This is a genomic window from Streptomyces sp. NPDC093252 (assembly GCF_040683675.1).
Classification (GTDB): domain Bacteria; phylum Actinomycetota; class Actinomycetes; order Streptomycetales; family Streptomycetaceae; genus Streptomyces.
The window spans coordinates 277,965-298,036 of the sequence record NZ_JBFBEM010000001.1 but is presented as its reverse complement, the minus strand read 5'-3'; the positions used below and the strand labels follow the sequence as shown (position 1 = coordinate 298,036).

11 protein-coding genes are annotated in these 20,072 nt (G+C 72.8%); 5 read left to right on the top strand and 6 right to left on the bottom strand.

Annotated features, from left to right (window positions below):
- Positions 1-63: 63 nt before the first annotated feature.
- Both AB0O01_RS01105 and AB0O01_RS01100 read right to left on the bottom strand, forming a co-directional pair.
- Entirely contained in the window at positions 64-1,308 is a 1,245-nt protein-coding gene (locus AB0O01_RS01105) for a lipase (RefSeq protein ID WP_365309632.1), read from the bottom strand.
- Positions 1,309-1,558: 250 nt separating this feature from the next.
- A complete protein-coding gene (locus AB0O01_RS01100) occupies positions 1,559-4,075 on the bottom strand; it encodes an MMPL family transporter (protein WP_365309630.1) in 2,517 nt (838 codons plus the stop codon).
- 24 nt (positions 4,076-4,099) lie between these two features.
- Here AB0O01_RS01100 and AB0O01_RS01095 point away from each other — a divergent pair, with 24 nt between their 5' ends.
- Both AB0O01_RS01095 and AB0O01_RS01090 read left to right on the top strand, forming a co-directional pair.
- Positions 4,100-5,332, top strand: coding sequence for a histidine kinase (locus tag AB0O01_RS01095; protein WP_365309628.1), 1,233 nt, complete (start codon positions 4,100-4,102; stop codon positions 5,330-5,332).
- Positions 5,307-5,969: a response regulator transcription factor gene (locus tag AB0O01_RS01090; protein ID WP_365309626.1), complete on the top strand. Its 663-nt coding sequence runs from the start codon at positions 5,307-5,309 to the stop codon at positions 5,967-5,969. The genes AB0O01_RS01095 and AB0O01_RS01090 overlap by 26 nt, the downstream gene beginning before the upstream one ends.
- Before the next feature lie 303 nt (positions 5,970-6,272).
- Here the strand turns inward: AB0O01_RS01090 and AB0O01_RS01085 are convergent, their stop codons facing one another.
- From AB0O01_RS01085 to AB0O01_RS01075, 3 genes are all read right to left on the bottom strand, one after another.
- Positions 6,273-7,403 carry an iron chelate uptake ABC transporter family permease subunit gene (locus tag AB0O01_RS01085; RefSeq protein ID WP_365309624.1) on the bottom strand — a complete coding sequence of 377 codons (1,131 nt, stop codon included), beginning with the start codon at positions 7,401-7,403 and terminating at the stop codon, positions 6,273-6,275.
- Entirely contained in the window at positions 7,400-8,446 is a 1,047-nt protein-coding gene (locus AB0O01_RS01080; RefSeq protein WP_365309622.1) for an iron ABC transporter permease, read from the bottom strand. The genes AB0O01_RS01085 and AB0O01_RS01080 overlap by 4 nt, the downstream gene beginning before the upstream one ends.
- A 77-nt stretch (positions 8,447-8,523) precedes the next feature.
- Complete coding sequence (locus AB0O01_RS01075) at positions 8,524-9,579, bottom strand: iron-siderophore ABC transporter substrate-binding protein (RefSeq protein ID WP_365309620.1); 1,056 nt, start codon at positions 9,577-9,579, stop codon at positions 8,524-8,526.
- Positions 9,580-9,864: 285 nt separating this feature from the next.
- Here AB0O01_RS01075 and AB0O01_RS01070 point away from each other — a divergent pair, with 285 nt between their 5' ends.
- The 3 genes from AB0O01_RS01070 to AB0O01_RS01060 all read left to right on the top strand — a co-directional run bounded on the left by AB0O01_RS01070 (position 9,865) and on the right by AB0O01_RS01060 (position 11,614).
- Positions 9,865-10,485, top strand: a complete 621-nt coding sequence (locus AB0O01_RS01070; RefSeq protein WP_365309618.1) for a disulfide bond formation protein DsbA — start codon at positions 9,865-9,867, stop codon at positions 10,483-10,485.
- A 100-nt stretch (positions 10,486-10,585) separates the two neighbouring features.
- Positions 10,586-11,137 carry an AAA family ATPase gene (locus AB0O01_RS01065; protein ID WP_365310463.1) on the top strand — a complete coding sequence of 184 codons (552 nt, stop codon included), beginning with the start codon at positions 10,586-10,588 and terminating at the stop codon, positions 11,135-11,137.
- Between the two features lie 48 nt (positions 11,138-11,185).
- Positions 11,186-11,614, top strand: a complete 429-nt coding sequence (locus AB0O01_RS01060; RefSeq protein ID WP_365309616.1) for a cytochrome P450 — start codon at positions 11,186-11,188, stop codon at positions 11,612-11,614.
- A gap of 102 nt (positions 11,615-11,716) precedes the next feature.
- Here AB0O01_RS01060 and AB0O01_RS01055 read toward each other — a convergent pair whose 3' ends face one another.
- Entirely contained in the window at positions 11,717-19,948 is an 8,232-nt protein-coding gene (locus AB0O01_RS01055; RefSeq protein WP_365309614.1) for a protein-glutamine glutaminase family protein, read from the bottom strand.
- Between the last annotated feature and the right edge of the window lie 124 nt (positions 19,949-20,072).

Sequence of the window (20,072 nt, the reverse complement as noted above, 5' to 3'; positions counted from 1 at the left end):
TGGCGGTGGTGCGGTGGCGGCGGAGGGCTGCGGTGTGGCTCCGTACGGGGCGGGGCCCGGTCGTCAGGAATCCGCCGCCTTCCGGAACTCGACCTCCGGCAGGTCTCCCCGGGGTCCCTCCAGCACCGGCGCCCCACGCCCCCGCAGATGCAGGTCGAAGAAGGCCAGCAGCAGTTCCCGCTGGACCGCCAGCGAGCGGGGTGGGTCCAGGGTGCCGATGAGGGCGGTGAGCAGTTCGGGGGGCGCGCCGATACGGGGGGCGGCCTGGGGGAGCAGCGGGGTGTAGTCGGTGAAGGAGAAGTGCGCGGAGCCGGTGAGGCGCAGGAAGCGGCGCCAGGAGCGCAGATGGGGCCAGGTGTCCAGCCAGGTCGGGGGGTCGGGCTCGTCGGCGCCGAGGAGCAGGAGGGGGCGGTCCAGGCCGCGGGTGAGGACATCGCCGAAGAGGCTGCCGTCCAGGTTCGCCCCGGCCAGCACGGGCAGGCCCTGACACATCGCCTCCGCCGCGGTGGCGCCGCCCAGCGAGTGGCCGAACATCGCGGTGCGGGAGAGGTCCGTGATCCGGCGCAGACCGGAGGGGAGGGAAGGGGCGCCGTCGCGGACCGCGCGGGTGAGCGTCGTCAGGGTGTGCCGGACGTCCGCGACCCGTACCCGCAGCGCCCGCTCGATGATCCGCCGCTCCTCCTCCGGCGGCAGGTCGGGCGTCAGCTCCGGCATCCCGTACGTCTCCACCCGGCCGCCGGGGAACTCGACCTGCCCGGCGTCGTAGGTGTGGTCGAGCGTGACGACGACATAGCCGTGACTGGCCAGGTCCTCCACCAGGGAGAGGCCCGACGTGCGGTGCTGGCCGTGGCCGTGGGAGTAGAGGATCACCGGGCGGGCGCCGCCCAGGGTCCGGGCCGGGAGGTCCCTTCCGGCATGGGAGTCGGGCAGGGTCACATAACCGGCGGGCAGGACGCCCGACGCCTGGAAGTGCCGGGCCGCCGCCGGGGTCATCCACGGGGCGCGGGCGCGGCCGGGCGGGCGGGCCGCCGGGTACCAGATCTGCGCCATGAACTCCCGCACCGGCCGGGACGGCACCCAGGGGTCCCGGCGCGAGCGGTCCACCAGCCGCAGAGTGTGCGTGCCGACGGGGTGACGGCCCGTGGGGGCGGGCAGGGTCAGGCGCAGGGGAGGGGCGGGTGTGGTGGTGGCGGTGGCAGGGCCTGCGCTCAGTGCGGTGGCCGCCGCCAGAGTGCCGGTGGCGGCCAGTACCGCGCGGCGCGTCCATGGTCGGATGGAGGGGCCGTCGCCCGGCTGATGCGTCGTCATACGAGAAGTGTCCGGGCGGCCGAGGGGCCCCACCAGGGCGGTCTGTCACCTGCCTTGGTGACAGATGTCATGCACGGGCGGTGGGGTGGGATGGGGCGGGCGTGCACGTGATCCCGTGCTGGAGGAGGGCGACGCGTCCGGCGTCGGCGAGGACGCCGTCCGTCCGTCCGTCCGTCCGACCGACCGGCCGTCCGACCGACCCGCCGGACGCGGTCGCGGGCGGGCGCCGAGGGCGGGGGCAGGGGGTGAGTCAACCGCCCACCAGTCGTGGACGCGCGGCCTCACCCGTGGATTCCGCGACAGCATCGTCCGCGTCGTCGGTGCCGTCCGTGTCGTCGGGATCGTTGGTGTCGTCCGTGTCATTGGTGCCGACCGGGCCGCGGGGGAGTATCCGGTCCAGCCACTTCGGCAGCCACCAGTTGGCCCGGCCGAGGAGTGTCATGGTCGCCGGTACCAGCACCATGCGTACCACCGTGGCGTCGATGAAGATCGCGGTGGCCAGGCCGAGCCCGAACATCTTGGTGGAGGGGTCCTCGGCGACGGCGAAGGACAGGAAGACCGCCACCATGATGAGGGCGGCCGAGGTGATGATCCGGGCGGTGCGCGAGACGCCCTCGACGATCGCCGTGCCGTTGTCGCCGGTGCGCAGATACTCCTCGCGCACCCGGGCGAGGAGGAACACCTCGTAGTCCATCGACAGCCCGAACAGGATGGCGAAGAGGAACATCGGGATGAACGACACGATCGGAACCGTCGATTCCAGCCCGATGAGTGCGCCTCCCCAGCCCCACTGGAAGACGGCGACCATGACACCGTAGGCCGCGCCGATGCTCAGCAGGTTCAGCAGCACCGCCTTGAGCGGTACGAGGATCGAGCGGAAGACCGGCACCAGCAGCAGGAACGACATCGCCAGCACGACGGCGACGAGCACCGGCAGGCGCTGGCTGGTGCGTTGGCCCACGTCGGACAGGCTCGCGGTGGCGCCGCCGACGTGGGCGCTCGCCGGGCCGGACCCGATCGCCGTGGGCAGCGCGCCGGTGCGCAGCCGGGCGATGGTGTCGGCCGTGGCCTTGTCCTGGGGGCTGGTGGTCGGGAACACCACGAAGGTCGCGATGCCGCTGGCCCGGTCGATGCGCGTCGGCGCGACGGAGGCGATGCCCGGATCCGCCGCGACCGCCCCGACGAGCCGGTCCAGCACTCCCGGATCACCGGCCGGGTCCGCGGCGATGACGAGGGGACCGTTGGTGCCCGGACCGAACCCCTCGGCGACGAGGTCGTAGGCGCGGCGCTCGGTACGGCTCTGGGGCATCGAGCCGTCGTCGGGCAGGCCGACGCGCAGGCCGAGCACGGGCAGCGCCGCGGTCAGCAGCAGCCCCGCCGCGCCGACCGCGTACAGCACCGGGTGCCGGCCGACGTGCCCGATCCAGCGCCGCCAGCCGACGGCGGGAGCGGCGCCCGCCACCGTGTCCCGCCGCCGTGCGAGCCGCCCCGGGATCCCGGTCCGCAGGGCCTGGCCGATCCGCCCGATCCGCCCGATCCGTTCGGCCCGCCCGACCCGGTCGGTCCGGTCGGTCCGGGCCAGGCGGGGGCCTGCGGCGCCGAGGAAGGCGGGCAGCAGCGTCACCGACGCGACCACCATGATCAGTACGACGATCGAGACGGCCAGCCCGCCCACCGCGATGAACGGCACGTTCGCGACCGCGAGGCCGAGGATCGACACGACGACGACACCCCCGGCGAAGACCACGGGCCTGCCCGCCGTGGCCACCGCCCGCCCCGCGGCCTCATGGGGAGCGAGCCCGCGCGCCAGATGCTCCCGGTGCCTGGCGAGCACGAACAGCGCGTAGTCGATGCCCACGCCGAGCCCGACCATGCTGCCCAGGACCGGCGCGAAGGCCGGGACGTCCACCACCCCCGCCAGTACGGTCATCGTGGCCACCCCGATGGTCAGCCCGAAGACCGCCATGCCGATCGGCAGCACGGCGGCGACCAGCGAACCGAACGCCAGGAACAGGATCGTGGCCGCGGCGAGGAGGCCGATCAGCTCGCTCGCGCCGCCGTCGGCCTCGGAGAAGGCGTAGAAGAGGTTCCCGCCCATCTCGACGCGCAGGGGCAGCTCGGCGCGCAGTTGGTCGCCGAGACCGACGAGGGCGTCGAGGTCCGCGCCCGACAGTTGGCTCTGGTCGGGATACTGCACCCGGACGACCGCGATCCGCCCGTCGGCCGAGATGAGGCCGCCGCGCACGGCGGTGTCCCCGCCCGCGTCGAGTGCCCCGGCCGGGTCGCTCGTGCCGAGCACGTGCGGCAGCCGCCCCACCTCGGCCCGCACCCGCGTGAGAGCGGTGCGCGCGCTGCCGTCGTCGAAGAACGTCGCACCACCGTCGCGGGGGGTGACGACCACTTGGGCGGTCATCCCCTCCTGGCCGGTACCGGCCCGCTCGATCAGTTCGGCGGCCCGCTGGGAGTCCAGCCCAGGAGCGGTCATCGAGTCCGCGGTCCGCCCGCCGAACGCGAGCGCGGCGAGGACGGCGAGCGTGGCGGCGATCAGCCATGCCCCGATCACCCGCCACGGATGGCGGGCGGCGCTTGCGCCCAGGCGCAACAGGGCTTTCGAGAGCATCGGGTCCTCCCACACGTCGTGGCCGCACTGCGCGGCTCCGGTGCCGAGACTCGTCGCCACCGCGTTGCGCCGCATCGGCTCGCGGGCCGTGGAACCGTCGGCCCCGGGGCGGAGCGACGCCCCGTCCTTTCGGCCGATGCGCGGCACGGCGTGATGCCTAGGCTGAGCACCGTGCTGCGAGACGATCTGCGAACCCTGTGGAACGAACCCCGGCCGCCCGGCGCGCCCGCCCGGGTGTGGCGGGACTGGGCGCTGCTCGCCGTGGGCCTGGGCGGTGTGGCGCTGGAGGCCACCCTGAGCGAGGACGTCGTGTGGCGGCCGGTGGCCGTGGTGTTCGCCGTGTGGCTGTGCGTGCTGCCCTTGTGGCGCCGGACCCGCCCACTGGCGATGGTCACGCTGGCGTTCGGCCCGGCGATCCTCCTCCAACTGGTCTCGGTCGTCGCCGCGCCGCGCGAGCCGGTCGGCCTCGCCACCGGCGCTGTCGTGGTCGTGCTGGTGTACGCGCTGGCCCGATGGGGATCGGGACGGGACATGGTGCTCGGCGGCGCGGTGACCCTCGCGGCCTGCACCCTGGGGACCGTCACGGACGACACCCCGGTCGCCGAGAAGGCCGCGGCCTTCGTCTTCCTGCTGCTGCCCGGCGTGGTCGGGGCCGCGGTGCGGCTCTGGGTGACCGCTCGCGAGCGGCAGTGGGACCAGGTGCGCTCCCGCGAGCGCGAGCAACTCGCCCGGGAACTGCACGACACGGTGGCCCACCATGTGTCGGCCATGGTGATCATCGCCCAGGCGGGCCGGGTCCTCGCGGACACCGATCCGTCCGCCGCCGTCGAGGCGCTGGAGGGGGTCGAGGAGGAAGGCGCGCGCACACTGGAGGACATGCGGGCCATGGTCGCCGCCCTGCGGGACCGCGGCGTCGGCGCCGCACTGGCGCCGCCTGCCGGTGTCGCGGATCTGGAGCGCCTGGCGCGGACCCCGGGTGGCCGCCTCAGGGTGGACCTGGGACTCGACGGCGCGCTGGACGCGCTGCCCCCGGCCGTGGACGCCGCCGTCTACCGCATCGTCCAGGAGTCGGTGACCAACGCGATGCGCCACGCGGTCGACGCGACCGAGGTCGTCGTCCGGGTCACCGCCGAACGGCACACGGTACGGGTGAGCGTGCGCGACAACGGCCGGCGCACCGGCCGGGGCCGTGCCGGACATGGACTGGCCGGACATGGATTTGCCGGACATGGATTGGCCGGACACGGTCCTGCCGGGTACGGGCTTGCCGGACTGCGCGAGCGCGCCGCCCTCCTCGGCGGCACACTGCGGGCCGGTCCCCGCGCCGACCGGGGCTGGCAGGTCGAAGCCGAACTGCCGAGAGGAAGGACCGAGAGCAGTGCCCATCCGCGTCCTCGTCGCTGACGACCAGGCCATCATCCGCACCGGGCTGCGGATTATGCTGAACGCCCAGCCCGGCATCGAGGTGGTCGGCGAGGCCGCCGACGGACAGGAAGCGGTGCGGCTGGCCCGCGAACTGCGCCCCGACGTCTGCCTGTTCGACATCCGCATGCCCGTGATCGACGGACTGGAGGCCACCCGGTCGGTCGCCGGTCCGGGTGTCGCCGACCCGCTGGCCGTGGTCGTCATCACCACGTTCGACCTCGACGAGTACGTCTACGGCGCGCTGCGCGCGGGCGCCCGCGGCTTCCTCCTCAAGGACACGGGAGCGGACCTTCTGGCGCAGGCCGTACGGTCGGCGTCCGACGGCGAGGCGCTCATCGCCCCCAGCGTCACCGTCCGTCTGCTCCGGGCCTTCGCGGACCTGCCCGCAGGCCGGCCCGCCGCCCAGCCGGTCTCCCCTGTCACCGCTCGCGAGGAGCAGGTGCTCCTCGCCGTCGCCCGCGGGCTGACCAACACCGAGATCGCCGACGCCCTGCACATCAGCCTCAGCACGGTGAAGACCCATCTGGCGAGCCTGATGGCCAAACTCGGCGCCCGCAACCGGGTCGAGATCGCGATGTGGACCTACGAGACGCGCCGTATCCTCCCCGGAACCTGAGCGGGGCGGCCGGGCCATGTCCCCCGGAGGGGCCTTGGGGGTTCCCTGGGGGTTCCGTGGAGGGGGGCCGTGGCGCGGGCTCTTGGCGGGGTTCCCTGGAGGGGAGCGGTGGCGTGGGCTCTTGGCGGGGTCGCCTGGAGGGGGTGCCGTGGTGTGGGCTCTTGGCGGGGTTCCCTGGCGGGGTGCCGTGGTGTGGGCCCTTGGCGCGGGCCCCTGGTCGGGGCGCGCGGCTACCCGCCCCCCGCACTACCCGCCCCTCACTACCCGCCTCCCGGCTACCCGCCCCCCACTACCCGCCCCTCACTACCCCCCAGACCGCCGCCACTCCCGCACCAGCAGATACCCCAGATACGCACCCCCCAGCGCCATGGTGTACAGCCCCACCGGCAGATTGTCGAAGAGCGGGAGCTGCTGGGCCGTCAGATCGGCCAGCACCAGCAGGAGACCGCCCAGGAGGGTGGACATGACCAGGTGGGGTCCGCCGTTGCGGGTGACCCGCTTGGCGATCTGCGGAGCCGTGAGGGAGATGAAGGCGATCGGGCCCGCGACGCTCACCGCGCCCGCCGACAGCACGATGGACAGCAGGATCGCCGAGGTCGCCGTCCGGGCCGGACGCGCGCCCAGGCCCGCCGCCAGATCGTCGCCCATCTCCGCGGCCCGCAGCGGACGGGCCAGCAGCGCCGCCAGCGGCAGGGCGAGCAGCAGCACCAGCCAGATGGTCCGGGCGTCCTCCCAGGAACGCGCCGACAGACTGCCGTTGATGTAGGCGGTGAGGGCGCTGGCCCGGTCGCGCTCGACGGCGTACACCACGTACTGCGTCAGGGCCGTGGCCATCGCCGAGACGCCGATGCCCGCGACCACCAGCCGCCCGGGGTTGCGGAACCCGGTCCCGGTGCTGAGGTACACCACCGCCATCGCCACCAGCGCCCCGAGCAGCGCGCCCACCGCCACCGGCACCACGCCCGGCAGGAACAGCGCCGCCGCGGCGGCCCCCGCCCCGGCGCCCGCGCCCAGGCCGATCACATCGGGGCTGCCCAGCGGATTGCGGGTGACCGACTGGAACAGCGCCCCGGACAGCCCGAACGCCGCCCCCGTGCCGACGGCCACCACCAGGCGCGGCCCGCGCAGCCGGTTCAGCACGAACGCGTCGCTGCCCGTCGCGCCGCCCGCCAGCGCCGACGGCAGTTCGGGCAGCGCGATCCCGAGGCGCCCGAGGGACAGGGTCGCCACCGCCGCCACGGCCAGCAGCGCCAGGGACGCGAACGCCGCCGACACCGTCGGATACCGCACGGGCAGGGCGACCCACGGGCCGACCCGCAGCACCCCGCCCCCGCGCCGCGCCCTCCGCACACGGGCGGGACGGCCGTGCTCCTCGACCGCCCCACCCACCCGGCTCACATCCTTCACGCCGCCCATCTTGCCCATGTCGCTCATGTCGCCCCCCGCATCCGCCGCACCGCGAACAGCAGCGCCGGAGCGCCCACGAACGCGGTGACCACCCCCACCATCAGCTCCTGAGGACGCAGCACCACCCGGCCCACCACGTCCGAGAACAGCAGCAGCACCGGACCCGCCAGCGTGGTGAACAGGAGCTGCGCCCGGAAGTCCGCCCCCACCAGCGCCCGCACCACATGCGGAACCGCCAGCCCGACAAAGGCGATCGGCCCCACGGCCGCCGTCGCGGCGGCGCTCAGCAGGGTCGCCGCGAGCAGCCCGGCGCCCTTGACCCGCACCGGACTGATCCCGAGCGAGGCGGCCTTGTCGTCGCCCATCGCCATCGCGTTCAGCCCCGGCGCCAGCACCAGCGCCAGCACGAACCCGACCGCCACGAACGGCAGCACCGCCCAGAACGCGTCATAGCCGCGCCCCGCCAGCGACCCCACCACCCAGTACCGGTAGGTGTCGAAGACCTGAGGCCGGGACAGCGCCACCGCCTGCACGAACGCCGCCAGCACCGCCGACAGCACCGCGCCCGCCAGCACCAGCCGGACCGGCCCGCCGCCCCCGCCGACCGTGCCGATCACATGGACCACCAGCCCGGTCAGCAGCGCCCCGGCCAGCGCCCACCAGATCGTCTCCCGCTGCCCGGCCGCCCCGAAGTACGCGGTGCCCGCGACGATCGCGGCGGACGCGCCCGCGTTGATGCCGAGCAGTCCGGGCTCGGCCAGCGGATTGCGGGTGATGCCCTGCATGAGGGTGCCCGCGACGCCCAGGCACAGCCCGGCCATCAGCCCCAGAACCGTCCGTGGATAGCGGCTCTCCACGACCGTCCGGGTGTAGCTCTCGCCGTCGCCCGTCACCACCTCCAGGACGGCGCGCAGGGAGGTGGGCTGGCTGCCGAACATCACGCTGGCCAGCAGGGCGCACACGAGCAGCACCAGACACAGCAGGAGCGCCGAGGCATAGCGGGCGGGGCCGCCCCGCCGGAGCACGGCGGGGCGGCCCTTCCCGGGACGGGTGGGGGTGAGTGTCGTCAACGCCGGTTCCCGTGAGTGGGTGGTGGGTGGTGGGTGGGTGCTGGGTGGTGTCGTCGGGCCGGTACGGCGGCGGCCGGCTACTTCTCGACCCGCGCGACGGCCTTGTCGATCATCGGCAGATAGCGGTCGATGGTGTACGGCACGGTCAGCGGGTTGATGATCGAGGACGCGGTGACGAAGGGCTGGTCGTTGCTGAAGACCAGCGCCTGGTTGCGGACCGCGGGGATCGCCCCGTAGAGCGGCTGCGCCTCGACCTCCTCACGGGTCTTGGCGTCCGAGTAGAAGGTGAACAGCACATCACTGCCGCTCAGCTTGTCGGCGTTCTCCAGCCCCATGACCGCCGAGTCCGTCCCCGGGGTCTCCTCGAAGCCGTCCACCACCGGGTCGACCTTCAGTCCCAGCTTGCTGACCATCGCCACCCGCTGCTCCTGCGGCTTGAAGATGCCGAGGGTGCCGGGGCCGCTGTTGTAGATGTAGGAGAACGTGACGTCCTTGTACTGGGGGCGGCTGGCGGCGGCGTCGGCGAGCTGCTCGTCGATGTCGTCGATCAGCACCTGCGCCTGGTCGGGCCGGCCCATCGCCTCGGCGATGATCTCGATCTGCTGGTCCCAGTTGGTGGACCACGCCTCCTCCGGGTACGCGACGGTCGGCGCGATGTCCTTGAGGATGTCGAACTGGTCCTGGGTGACGCCCGACCAGGGGGCGAGGATCAGGTCGGGCTCCAGCTCGGTGATGGCCTCGATGTCGAGTTCCTCGCCGCCCGTGAACTCCTTGGGCAGGTCGGCGCCCCGCTCCGTGATCGCCGCGTGCACCCAGGGCAGATAGCCGGTGTCGTCGCTGCCCCACGGGTAGTCCTCCACGCCGACCGGGACGGTGCCCAGGGCGATGGCGGTCTCCGCCGAGCCCTGGCCGAGCGTGACGATCCGCTGGGGCGCGCTCTCGATGGTGGCCTCGCCGAGGGCGCTGTCGATGGTGACCGGGAAGGCGCCCGCGGCGGCACCGGCGTCACCGGAGCCGCCCTCGTCACCGGCGGTGTCGTCGGACCCGCCGCAGCCGGTCATGAACAGGGCGAGCGCGAGCGAACCCGCGACGGCGAGATTACGGCGACGGAAGGGAGAGGCGGCGAAGGCCATGACGCACCTTGTCTACTGGACGTACGGGATGTGCTGGATGCGGGGGACGTGCTGGACGTGCTGGACGTGGCTGGATCCGCGGTGTGAGTGGCGGGGTGTTGCGGGGAACCGGGGGGGAACGCGGGGGACGTGCGGGCACCACGGGACGCGCCTCGCCGGGGCGGAGGCGCTACCACTACCAGAAGGCATAGGTAAGCCTAACCTAAGTCGATCTGTCCAGGGGGGCGGGGGGGGACTACGGTGACGAGATGACGGCGGCGAGGGTGAGCGAAAGGAGCCGGTCGTATGGCCGAACAGCGGAGTGTGGACTTCTGGTTCGATCCGGTGTGCCCCTACACCTGGATCACCTCGCGGTGGCTGGTGGAAGTCACCAAGGTGCGCCCGGTGACCGTCCGCTGGCGGGTGATGAGTCTGTCGGTGCTCAACGAGCACCGGGACGACCATCCCGAGGGGGAGTGGGAGGAGTACATGTGGGCGCCGGTCCGCGTGTGCGCCGCGGTCGAGGAGCGGTTCGGACAGCGGGCGCTGGGTGATCTCTTCACCGCGATGGGCACCCGCTTCCACCTCCAGGGCGACTGGGGAAACCTCACCGCGGCCCTGACGGACGCCGGGCTCCCCGAGGAACTGGCGGAGGCCGCCGAGTCCACCGCCCACGACGAGGCGATCCGCTCCTCCCACGCCCAGGCCGTCGCCCTGGCCGGCGGCGACATCGGCACCCCCGTGATCGCGCTCCCCGCGCCGGACGGCGAACGGGTCGGCTTCTTCGGACCGGTCGTCTCTCCCGCCCCCGCCGGGGAGATGGCGGGCCAACTGTGGGACGGCTTTGTCCTCATGGCCACGGTCCCGGGCTTCTACGAGGTCAAACGCACCCGGACCGGGGAGCCCCGGTTCGACATGGCGGGGTGACAGCACGGAGTGCCCGGTGGGGCTTGTTCCGGTCGGCATACTGCTCCGGTACGCCGAGCCCGGCACGGGCCCGCGGCAACAACGAGACGGGGAGACCACGTTGATCGTCTGGGTGAATGGTGCTTTCGGCAGCGGTAAGACCACGCTGGTGGACGCCTTGCGTCCGCGTTGGCCCGAGGCACTGGTCTACGACCCTGAACTGGTCGGCTATGTACTGCGGGAGATCGTCGAGGTGCCGACCGGCGACTTCCAGGACCTCCGGCTGTGGCGACGCCAGGTCGGCGACCTGGCCGTGAGCCTCGTCGAGGAGTACCGCCGTCCGGTCCTGGTCCCCATGACCCTGGTCGATCCGCGCTATCTCGCTGAGATCTTCGGCATGCTGAAGAGCGCGGGCATCGACACCCACCACTTCTTCCTCAACGTCCCCCGAGAGGTCCTGGAGAAGCGGATCGACGGCCGCAGCTTCACCCCGGACAACCCCGAGCAGGACGAGAAGGTCCGGCGCTGGTGCCGGGAGAGGATCGAGCCGTGCACGACCGCGGTCGGCACCCTGCCCGGCGACACGGTGTTCCTGGACGGCGAGCTGTCCCCGCAGGAGCTGGCCGATCAGGTGCTGGCCCGGGTGACCACGAAAACACCCGGCCACCCGTGATGTCAGCGTCGTCCCGCCCCCTCGCGTCGACCGAAGTCATCGCCGCCTTTGCCGAGGCTGCCCGGAGAACTGTCCACCGCCGATCGGGCCCAGTTGCTGCAACGCCTCGTCCTGTCCACCGTCGGCTTCACCGGTGTGACCCTCGAACGGCTCGTGCTGCTCGGCATCCGGCACGGCTGCAACACCCCGGCGGTGCCGTCGGAGGAAGTGCGGGAGTCGGTGCCGGAGACGCCGCGCCTGTATCCGCCCGCGTGGCGGCTGATGAGGGTGGCCACCGCCGACCACGAGGTGGCCGGTGTTCGGGTGCACGAGGGCGAGCATGCCCTGATTGGCACGCACGCGATGCACCAGTCGGCGACTGTGTGGGACAGGCCGCTGGAGTTCCTTCCCTCGCGCTGGCGGCGACTGACGAACGACCAGCGGCGCACGCTTCCGGCTCCGCCCGGCGGTGGGACGCGGCTCACCCCGCCGGGGTGACGCCGGGGCCTGGGCGTCGCGCCTTGGCCGACCGGCCCTGACCAGCGGACCGGTACACGGGGGTGCGTGTCCTGTACGCACCGCCCCGACCTCTCGTCTCTGCTACGAAGACGGCTCGCCCTCTCCTGAACCGGCCTGTTCCTCGTCACCCTCTCCGTCCCCGGCCTCCTGGTCTCCGGTCACCTCCTCATGATCCGAGCCGGAGGAGTCCTCGTGGCTGGACCTGTCGTCCGGGTCCGGCTCCTCTTCCTCGCTGGTCTCGCCGTCCGACGATTCCTCGACCGTGTGGTGGCCCGGCTTCGGGGGCGGGAACAGTGACGCGAAGAGGTCGTAGTCGGTGGAGGTCAGGAGCCGGTGGGCCTCGGAGTCGAAGTCGGGCCGCTCCTGGAGGAATCCGGGCATCGGCCGATGGCGTTCGACCTCGGTCCGCAGACGCTCCAGCAGTTGCCCGGACGGGTGCCCGGCGGGCGCGTCGGCGAGGATGCGGTCCAGGGTGCGCGCCAGCTCCCTGCGCACGGCCCGTACATGGTGGCGGTACAGCCGGTTGGAGTTCTCCAAAACCCTGGCGTTGCTCTCCTGCCAGGACCCGATCGGCGGATTGCTGGGGTAGGGGAAGCTGTGGGAGTGGGCGTCGGTGAGCAGCAGTGTGGGTTCCAGCGGCAGCGGCGGCCCCGACGTGGTCCAGGCACCGGGGCGCTGCTGCCGGTCGACGACCATGTGATGGTGCACCTGGGCCAGGGGGCCCTGGTGGAAGCGGTAGGTGCCGGGCTGGGACGACAGGCCCAGGGTCTGCATCCACTGGGGGATCGTCAGAAGCCCGCGTTGCAGGGTGGGGTCGAGGACGAGGGGTACGACGCTTCCGTCGGCGACCACCGCGTGGACCACCGGAGCCACATGGAACGACCAGAACACCTGCCCGGGGGTGTCCCTGGTGGAGTTGAGGGCGGTGGGGGTGGTCACGGTCAGCTTGGTCCCGCCGCCCCGCGCCGCGTACACCTTCTGGGGCATCACGCCCCAGCGCAGCAGTTGCAGTGCCCACAGGTGCGAGCGGTAGAAGCAGCCGTCCTCCGGATGGCCGGTGGTGACCGGGACAGTGCCGTGCCGGTGGTGCTCGAAGGTCACATCGGCCAACTGCCGGTACCACGCGCCGACCTGTGCCACCGGGACGACGGCGCGGTCGGCGTACCCCAGCGCGTCGGCGATCCGGAAGCCGTAGGACGGCCACAGCGTCGCGAGCGCGGGCCCCATGGCGTCCCCGTACTGTCTGCGCCAGGCGGCCTCGACCGTCCACACCTTGCGCAGATCGCGGTCCAGGGCGTCCAGCAGGGCCAGGGCCCTCTGCGGGTTGTTGTCCTCGTAGGCGAGGCGCACCCGTGTCGCGTACTCGACCACCGCGGGCAGGTTCGGCTCGGCGGACGGGCTCTTGGCCGCCATGTGCGGCAGCACCTCCCCGGCGGGCCGGGTGTCGACGCTGAGACCGAGGCGGCGCGTCACCGCCGGAAGGTCCACGAGGCCCAGCCGTCCCTGCTCCGCCGCCCTGTTGAGGTCGGTGGCCAGCTCGGTACCGGTCAGGTCCCGGTACGCGGTCTGCAAGAGGGAGGAGTCGAGCAGCCGGGGACTGGAGGACCAGCGTTGCAGCAGGGCCAGCAGGGCCCGGGTGTCCAGGGGTTCGGTCTCCAGATGGCGTGCGATCTCCCGGGAGTAGAACACCTCGGGTGCGTCCGACCGCCCGGCGGCCCCGTCGTCGTCCGGGCCGGTGTCCGTACCGGCATCGCGGCCGGGTTCCGCAGCGGTGTCCGTCCCGTCGGCGGTCCCGTCGGCGGTCCCGTCGTCCGGGCCGTTGTCCGGGGCGGGCGGTGTCCGGCGGGTGAGGCTTGACGGGCCCGCCTGCTGGTCGGCGGTGTCCTGTGCCGCCGCCGGGTCGCCGGAGGGCCCGGCCGCCGTATCGGCGCTTCCCGGCGGAGCGTCCTCACCGCCCCTCGCACCCGCGCGCATCCTGACCGCCCGGCCCGCGATGATCCGGCCCGCGATCTCCTCCGCCAGATCCCGCAGATTGACGCCCCGCGCGGGCCCGCGCACCGTATGGAGAGCCTCCCGGACGGTCGCCTCGTCGACGGCCCCGCGCGCCCAGCCCAGCTTGGGCAGCAGGAGGTTGACCTCATTGCGCAGCAGGGGCAGGGGGAACCGCTGATCGTGCTTGCTGGTTCCGGGAGGTCCCGGGCGGGTGGGCGACTCGGTGGCCGTCGGCCGCGGGGACAGCCCCTCCGACTCCGGGACACTCGGCATCAGGGTGTCGAAGACATCGTCGGCCAGGCTCCGGGAACTCCGGTGATCGGTGCCGGGAGGCGGGGCGTCGGGCGTCGGCGGATCGGCGGGCGTGTGCCGCTGACGGCGGGGGCTCGCGTGTCCGGGGCCGAGAGACGGGCGTGGCGGTGGACCGGCGACGACCGGGTGCGGCGAGCCCGTCCGCCGGTTCGGGGCATGGTCGTCGAGCGCGGGGACGGGGGTGGCGGCGGGGTGCGTGACGGGGTTCTCGCGGAGGCCGTTGTGCCTCGGATGCCGGGCGGACGGCGTCGGGGCGCCCTGGTGCAGATAAGGGGTGAGGGTGTCGGCGATCTGCCGGAGGGCGTCCGGGGTGAGGACACGGCGGGGCGGCCCGGGGGTGTCGGTGAACGGGCCCATGAGATCGGAGTCACCCGGGCCGAGGTCCGGTTCCTGCGGTGGGTGGACGGGGGTGAGCAGGGAGCGTCCGCCGGGCTCGCCCGCGGGGTGGCTGTCGCGGACGCCGAGGCCGTGCACGATCTCGTGGACGTAGGCGTCGGGGGGCACGTCGGTGTGCCACTCGTTCTGCGTCATGGGCTGTCCGTCGCGGGGCGGCCCGGGGTGGAGCACGACGGTGTCATGGGCCGCCGCCTCGGCGACGAAGACGACGTCGACCCTGAGGGCCGGTCCCGGGGGCTCCGGTGCGGCGGCCTGCTTCGCCGGGGCGGTGACATCGGGCTGGAGTGCGGGCAGCCGGTACCCGGCGGTGTTGATCAGGGCGTCGAGCGCGGTACGGATCCCGGAGCGGACACGGGCGGCGTCCTCGGCCGTGACATGGGTGTCGTCGAGATGGATGCGCCGTGTCAGGGTCAGGGTTCCGGGGTCGGTGAGGGTGGCCCGGTCCCAGGTCCAGGTGTATCCGACCTCGATGCGCTCGCCGGACTCCTCGCCCCGGCGGACCTGGAACGGCGTCCGCCCCGGCCGGGTACGGGTGAACTCGAAGGCGTCACCACCGGTCCGGCCCCCGCCGGCCGCGCGGAAGGGGATCCAGTGGTCCGACACCACCTCGCCCGAACTCCGCAGGGCCGCGCGCTCCGGCAGGTCCCGGTCCGGCGCGCGGTGCGTCCGCGGCGGCGGTGGGTACTTCCGCACCTGGGCCCTGGGTAACGCGAGGGACGCCCGGTGGTCGAGCTGGGGCCGGCCGTCGGGCCGTCGGCTGTACGGCCCGGACCGCCGCTGATCGGCACGGGTACGCGAGGGGCCGGCCGTGGTGTGCTGTGGCTGGTGCGGCTGTTGGTGCTGTGCGGGGGGCGGTCCGAGGGTCTGGAGCGCGCTCTGCACGGCTGCCTGGGCCTGCTGGAAACGCGGCCTGAGTTCGGGGGCGAGCGCGGGGTTGGTCAGTCCGAGCACGATCCGCTGGCCGAGCCCGGAGAGGAGTCCGCCGACCTGCTGGACGACCTGGGGCGGCACCCCTCGGACGGTGGCGATGTCGGTGGTGAGCCGGGCGAGTGAGGCCCGTTCGACAGGGGGCAGCACGGGCGTCCTGTCGGTCAGCCCCAGGTCCTGGACAGCCGCGAAGACATCCGCCACCCGTTGCGCCGTCGGGTGCTGGAAGAGCGCGGTGAGTGCCTGGCCGGGCTGGGCGGGATCCCAGTCCAGCATCCGCTCGGCCCGCTGATAGGCGAGCCGGGAGGTGTTCACGATCTCCATGGACGCCGCGTTGAACGCCTGATCGGTCATCAGCCTGGAATCCCGGCCCGGGGTGCGCAGCGGGGGTTCGGGGGAGTAGTGGCGCAGTTCGAGCAGGGCCAGCGGCAGACGCAGATTGCCTCCGTCGTTGTCCATCCGGGTGTAGCCGCGCATCCCGACCGTCTGCTCCTGGTCGAGCGGGGCGCCGAACGACGACCTGCCGCGCAGTGCGGTCAGCAGATAGTCCCTCGTGGTCAGCTCTCTGCCGTGCCGGTCGGTGGCGAAGACCCGGTCCAGGACGTCGTCCAGATCGGGAGCCGGGTCGGTGTCGGGGCGGCGCTGGGCCCGCCGGACCAGGTGGCGCAGCCCCTGTTCGAAGCGGGTGGCGATGGCCTGCTGATCGTGCGCGAGGAAGGATCGGGCCGACGGGTTGAGCGAGCCGAGGAGGGTCGCGAAAGGGGTGCGGGAGGCGGCGGCCAGGAACGACTTCACCAGCGCGCCCAGATTGGTCTCCTGGACGACGAGCGGCGTCACCACATGGTTGAAGGCCAGCCAGATGTAACCGTGCAGTTCGGCCAGGACCGGGAGGTAGGACAGGAAGGGCACGCGCTGCGGCGGTACCGCGATGCCGAGGAGACCGTGTGCGTACCGCGCGGTGACCCAGTCGGCGAAGGTGCGTCCCGCGTCGGACACACTGCCGATCGGCGGCGACTCCAGACGCAGCCGCGTGAGGTCCAGCACGGGGGTGAGTCCGGCGAGCGGCACTCCCACCGTGAACTGCGCGTAGGCGGCATGACCGGGTCCTGCGGAGGTGGGCATCACCGTGACGGAACTCCCGGCCGGCTGGACGAACCATCGTGAGTCGGCGGACAACAGGTGGTCGAGCCGGTCCCCGGACGGCCCGGCGTACGCCCCGTCCAGGTGACCGCGCGTGGCGAAGTACGCCTGGAGCACCTCGTGTCCCGGTCTCTTCTGCTCGCCGGGCAGGGTCGAGGTGGCGGGCGACACCACCTCGGGAATGAAGGCCGTCACCGGCTGGGGCCTCATCCCGGTGGCCGCGAGCGCGGCCTCCTCGGTGTGGTAGTGGTAGCCGTCGCTGCCGAGGTAGAAGGTGTCCTTGTCCACGACGATCTTGAGGCCGGTGGAGTGGACGGCGAGGATGTCTCCGTAGGCGAGCGCGCTGGGCGACCCGAGCGTGTACTTGAGTTCGGCCTCGAAGCCGAAGCCCTTGTAGGCGGTGGTGAGGGGTGGGTCGGTGAGGGCGGTGGACGTGGTGTGGTCGGGGGCGTGGGGGAGGGCGCCCTCGCTCTCGCGGGCGACGCGGCCCGCCGGGGTGATGACGACGGCGTGGGTGTCATGCGGGGCCGGGGCGGGGGGACGCCGGGTGACCTGCTCGTCCGCCGACTTCGCCTGGAGTTCGGTCCAGCGGGTGCCTTCGGTGGTGCGGTGGGCCGCGTAGGCGTGGCCGGGGCCGGTGGTGGACTGGGTGAGGATGAGCGCGGTGGAGCCGGTTCCCGCGGCTTCGAGGGCCTCGTCGAGAACGGTCCAGTCGGTGACCGGGGCCCAGCCGGGCCCGGCGGCGAGGCGGCGGGCGGCGCGCTGGGTGCCGATGTCGAGGTCGTCGACGGTCTGGGCGGGACGGATACCACTCCCGGCCGGGGCGGGACGATGGGGCTCCCGGAACGCCTCGGGTGTGTTGTGCGGATACAGCAGGCGGGCGAGCTGCTCCAGCAGGATCACGCATTCGTCGAGGTGCGCGGGGTTCTGGGCGAGGGTGGCGGCGATGGCGTCCCGCACGGTCGTCCTGAGCTGGTCCGGCGTGAGGGCGGTGTGGGGGAAGGGGGCTGCTGGGTGGGGGGCAGGGTGGGGCGCTTGGGGGAGGGCTTCGGGGGTGGGGGAGGGGATCAGGGGGGTGGGTTCGGGCTTGGGGTCGGTGGCGGTGCCGGTGCCGGTGCCGGTGCCGGTGGTGTCGGGGTCGGAGTCGGGGTCGGGGTCCGTGCGGGCTGTGCTGTTGGTGAGTGTGGAGTCGAAGGAGGTGATGGAGGTGAACGAATCGTCGGAGGCGAAGGAGGTGATGGAGGTGAAGGAACCGTTGGAGGCGAAGGAGGTGATGGAGTCGAAGGAATCGTCGGAGACGAGGGAGCTGTCGGAGGTGAGGGAGATGGCGTCGGAGGCGTCGTCGGACGGGTCCGGGCCCGGGCCAGGGTCCGTGCCCATGCCCGTGTCCGTGTCCGGCAGGAGCGTGCTGAAGAGGTGTTCGGCGGTGCTGGTCGGGTGGGGTTGGGCGCTGCTGCCGTCGGGGCGGGATGGGGTGCCGGGGGAGGCGGTGTCGGCGGGCCGGGAGGCGCTGGGCCTCGGTTCCGCCGGGTTCCACGGAGCCGGTGACGTCGGCCAGGAGCCCTGCTCGGGCAGGTCCCGGCCACTCTCCCCCGGCGTCGTCACCCGGAGGTCACCGGACCGGGGCGGAGCGCCGTACAGGTCCTCGCGGCCCGGGGAGTCGCCCGGCCCGGCGCCGCGCGGTCCCATGTCGCCGGGGTTGGTGACCGGTTGAGGAGTCGGGGGCCCGGTGTCGATCGCGGGAGCGTCGAGCACCTGGGGGATCAGGACCGGCAGGTCCGGGATGCCGATGGGCTGGCCGCTGATCCGAAGGCCGTCGGCCGTCGGCATGACCGGCATGGCCGGCGTCCCGGGGCTGTCTCCCGGGACGAACACACCGGCACCGGGGCCGCCACCGGCCCCGACCGTGTTCACGGCGCCCGGACGGACGGGGCCGGCGTCGCCGCCGCCCGGGTGGGGCCGGGTCGGCGCGGGGGCGCCGGTCCCTGTGCCCGTGCCCTCAGGGGCGCCCGGACCGGAGCCGAGCGGGACCTTGTTCACATCGGCCCAGGTCTTGACATCGACACCGAGACCGAGGTTCCCCGGCTTGAACTTGCTCGCCAGCCAGTCGGCGCCGGAGTTGAAGATGTCCGCGGCCCGCTCACTCGTGATGGAGGTCAGGAACCCGCCACCGCTGACGCTGAAGGTCTTCTGCGTGATCCCGTTGAAGATCATCTCGGAGCCGAGGCCGATGACGCCGTCACCGATGCCGTGCAGGGTGAAGCTCAGGAACCTGCCGCTGAGGTTCTCCGCTCCGAAGAGATCCTGCACCGACCTCGACAGGGCCCGCAGGACACCGTCCCCCAAGGAGGCAGGCAGCCGCCCGTCCAGCACCGAGCGCAGGGAGCGGCCCAGGTCGTCCCGGTGGACGTTGCCCAGGAAGGTACCGGCCCAGTCCCGGCCCAGGGTCCGCGCGGCATCCTCGCCGCCCAGGTCGTCCCCGAAGCGACGGGCGAAGAGGTCGCCCATGTCATCGACGAACCGCTGATCCGTCCGCAGGGGATCGTGGTCGCGGGAGATCCGGTTCGCCACATCGGTGACCCGGTCCGTGAAGTCCCGCGCGAACACCCGGTCCGGACCGCCTGCGGCCCCGCCGCCGAAGGCCGGAAGGCTGTCCCCCGTGAACCCGCCCAGGTCGTTCCCGGGCCGCGCCACCGGCTTGGGGGCGCCGCCCACCCCGTTGTCGGACGTGTCGTCCGCGACATCGCCGGCCGTGTCCCCGGCGAGGTTCCTGAGGCCGTTGAGGCTCTTGGGGTCCGGCCGGTTCGTCAGGGCGTCGCTGAGGCTGTTGAACAGGCTGTCCCCGCCCCCCTTGTGCATTCGCTTGATCACGCTCTGGGCCAGCGCCGACGCCCCGAACTGAACAGGCACCGCCACGAACCCCGAGATCGAGCCGAAGATGACGGACTGCTTCAGATACGTGCTCCCGTTCGCCGAGACCTTCCCCTGTCTCGCCAGACTCCACTGAGCCAGCCGGTCCATCGCCGCCGCGAGACCGATCTGGAGGATCTGCTGCGACACGATCGCGGAGGTCAGCTTGAACACCAGGCTGTTCAGAATGTTCCGGTAGAGCGCGCGCAGGAACGCCTGGCGGAGCATCGCACCCCAGGGGTTCCAGATCGACATGACGAGGGTGACCGCGAACTCGACCAGGAACAGGCCCAGTTGGAGCCGGATCATCAGGTTCGTGTACTCGACCTGGTACACCGACTCCTCCGCGAAGTCACCGAGCTGCTTCGTCGCGTCCCGCAGCCCTGCCAGGATCGCCGTGCCCTCCGGTGACGCCAGTGTCAGCATCGCCTCGTAGTACGCCTCACTGAATTCCCCGGTCGACTGCGCCGACACCGACTGGGCCACGCGCACCAGCAGCTCCTGGAGCTGGGCGAGCTGCTGCTCCAGTTCCCGTTGCGGAAGCACCAGATGGTCATGCATCAACACCGGGTCGAGATCCGGCATCTCCTGGCCGGTCAACACCAGGAACAGATGGTTGAGCTCTTCGGAAGCCACGGCCCGAGGTTAGTTCCGACGTGATACAAACCGGGCCGCCCCGGCCGCCGGGTGACCGAACGTCCCCACATCCCGCCCGATCAGGAATCCCGGCACGAGGGCCGGGCCGTACGCGGTACGGCGG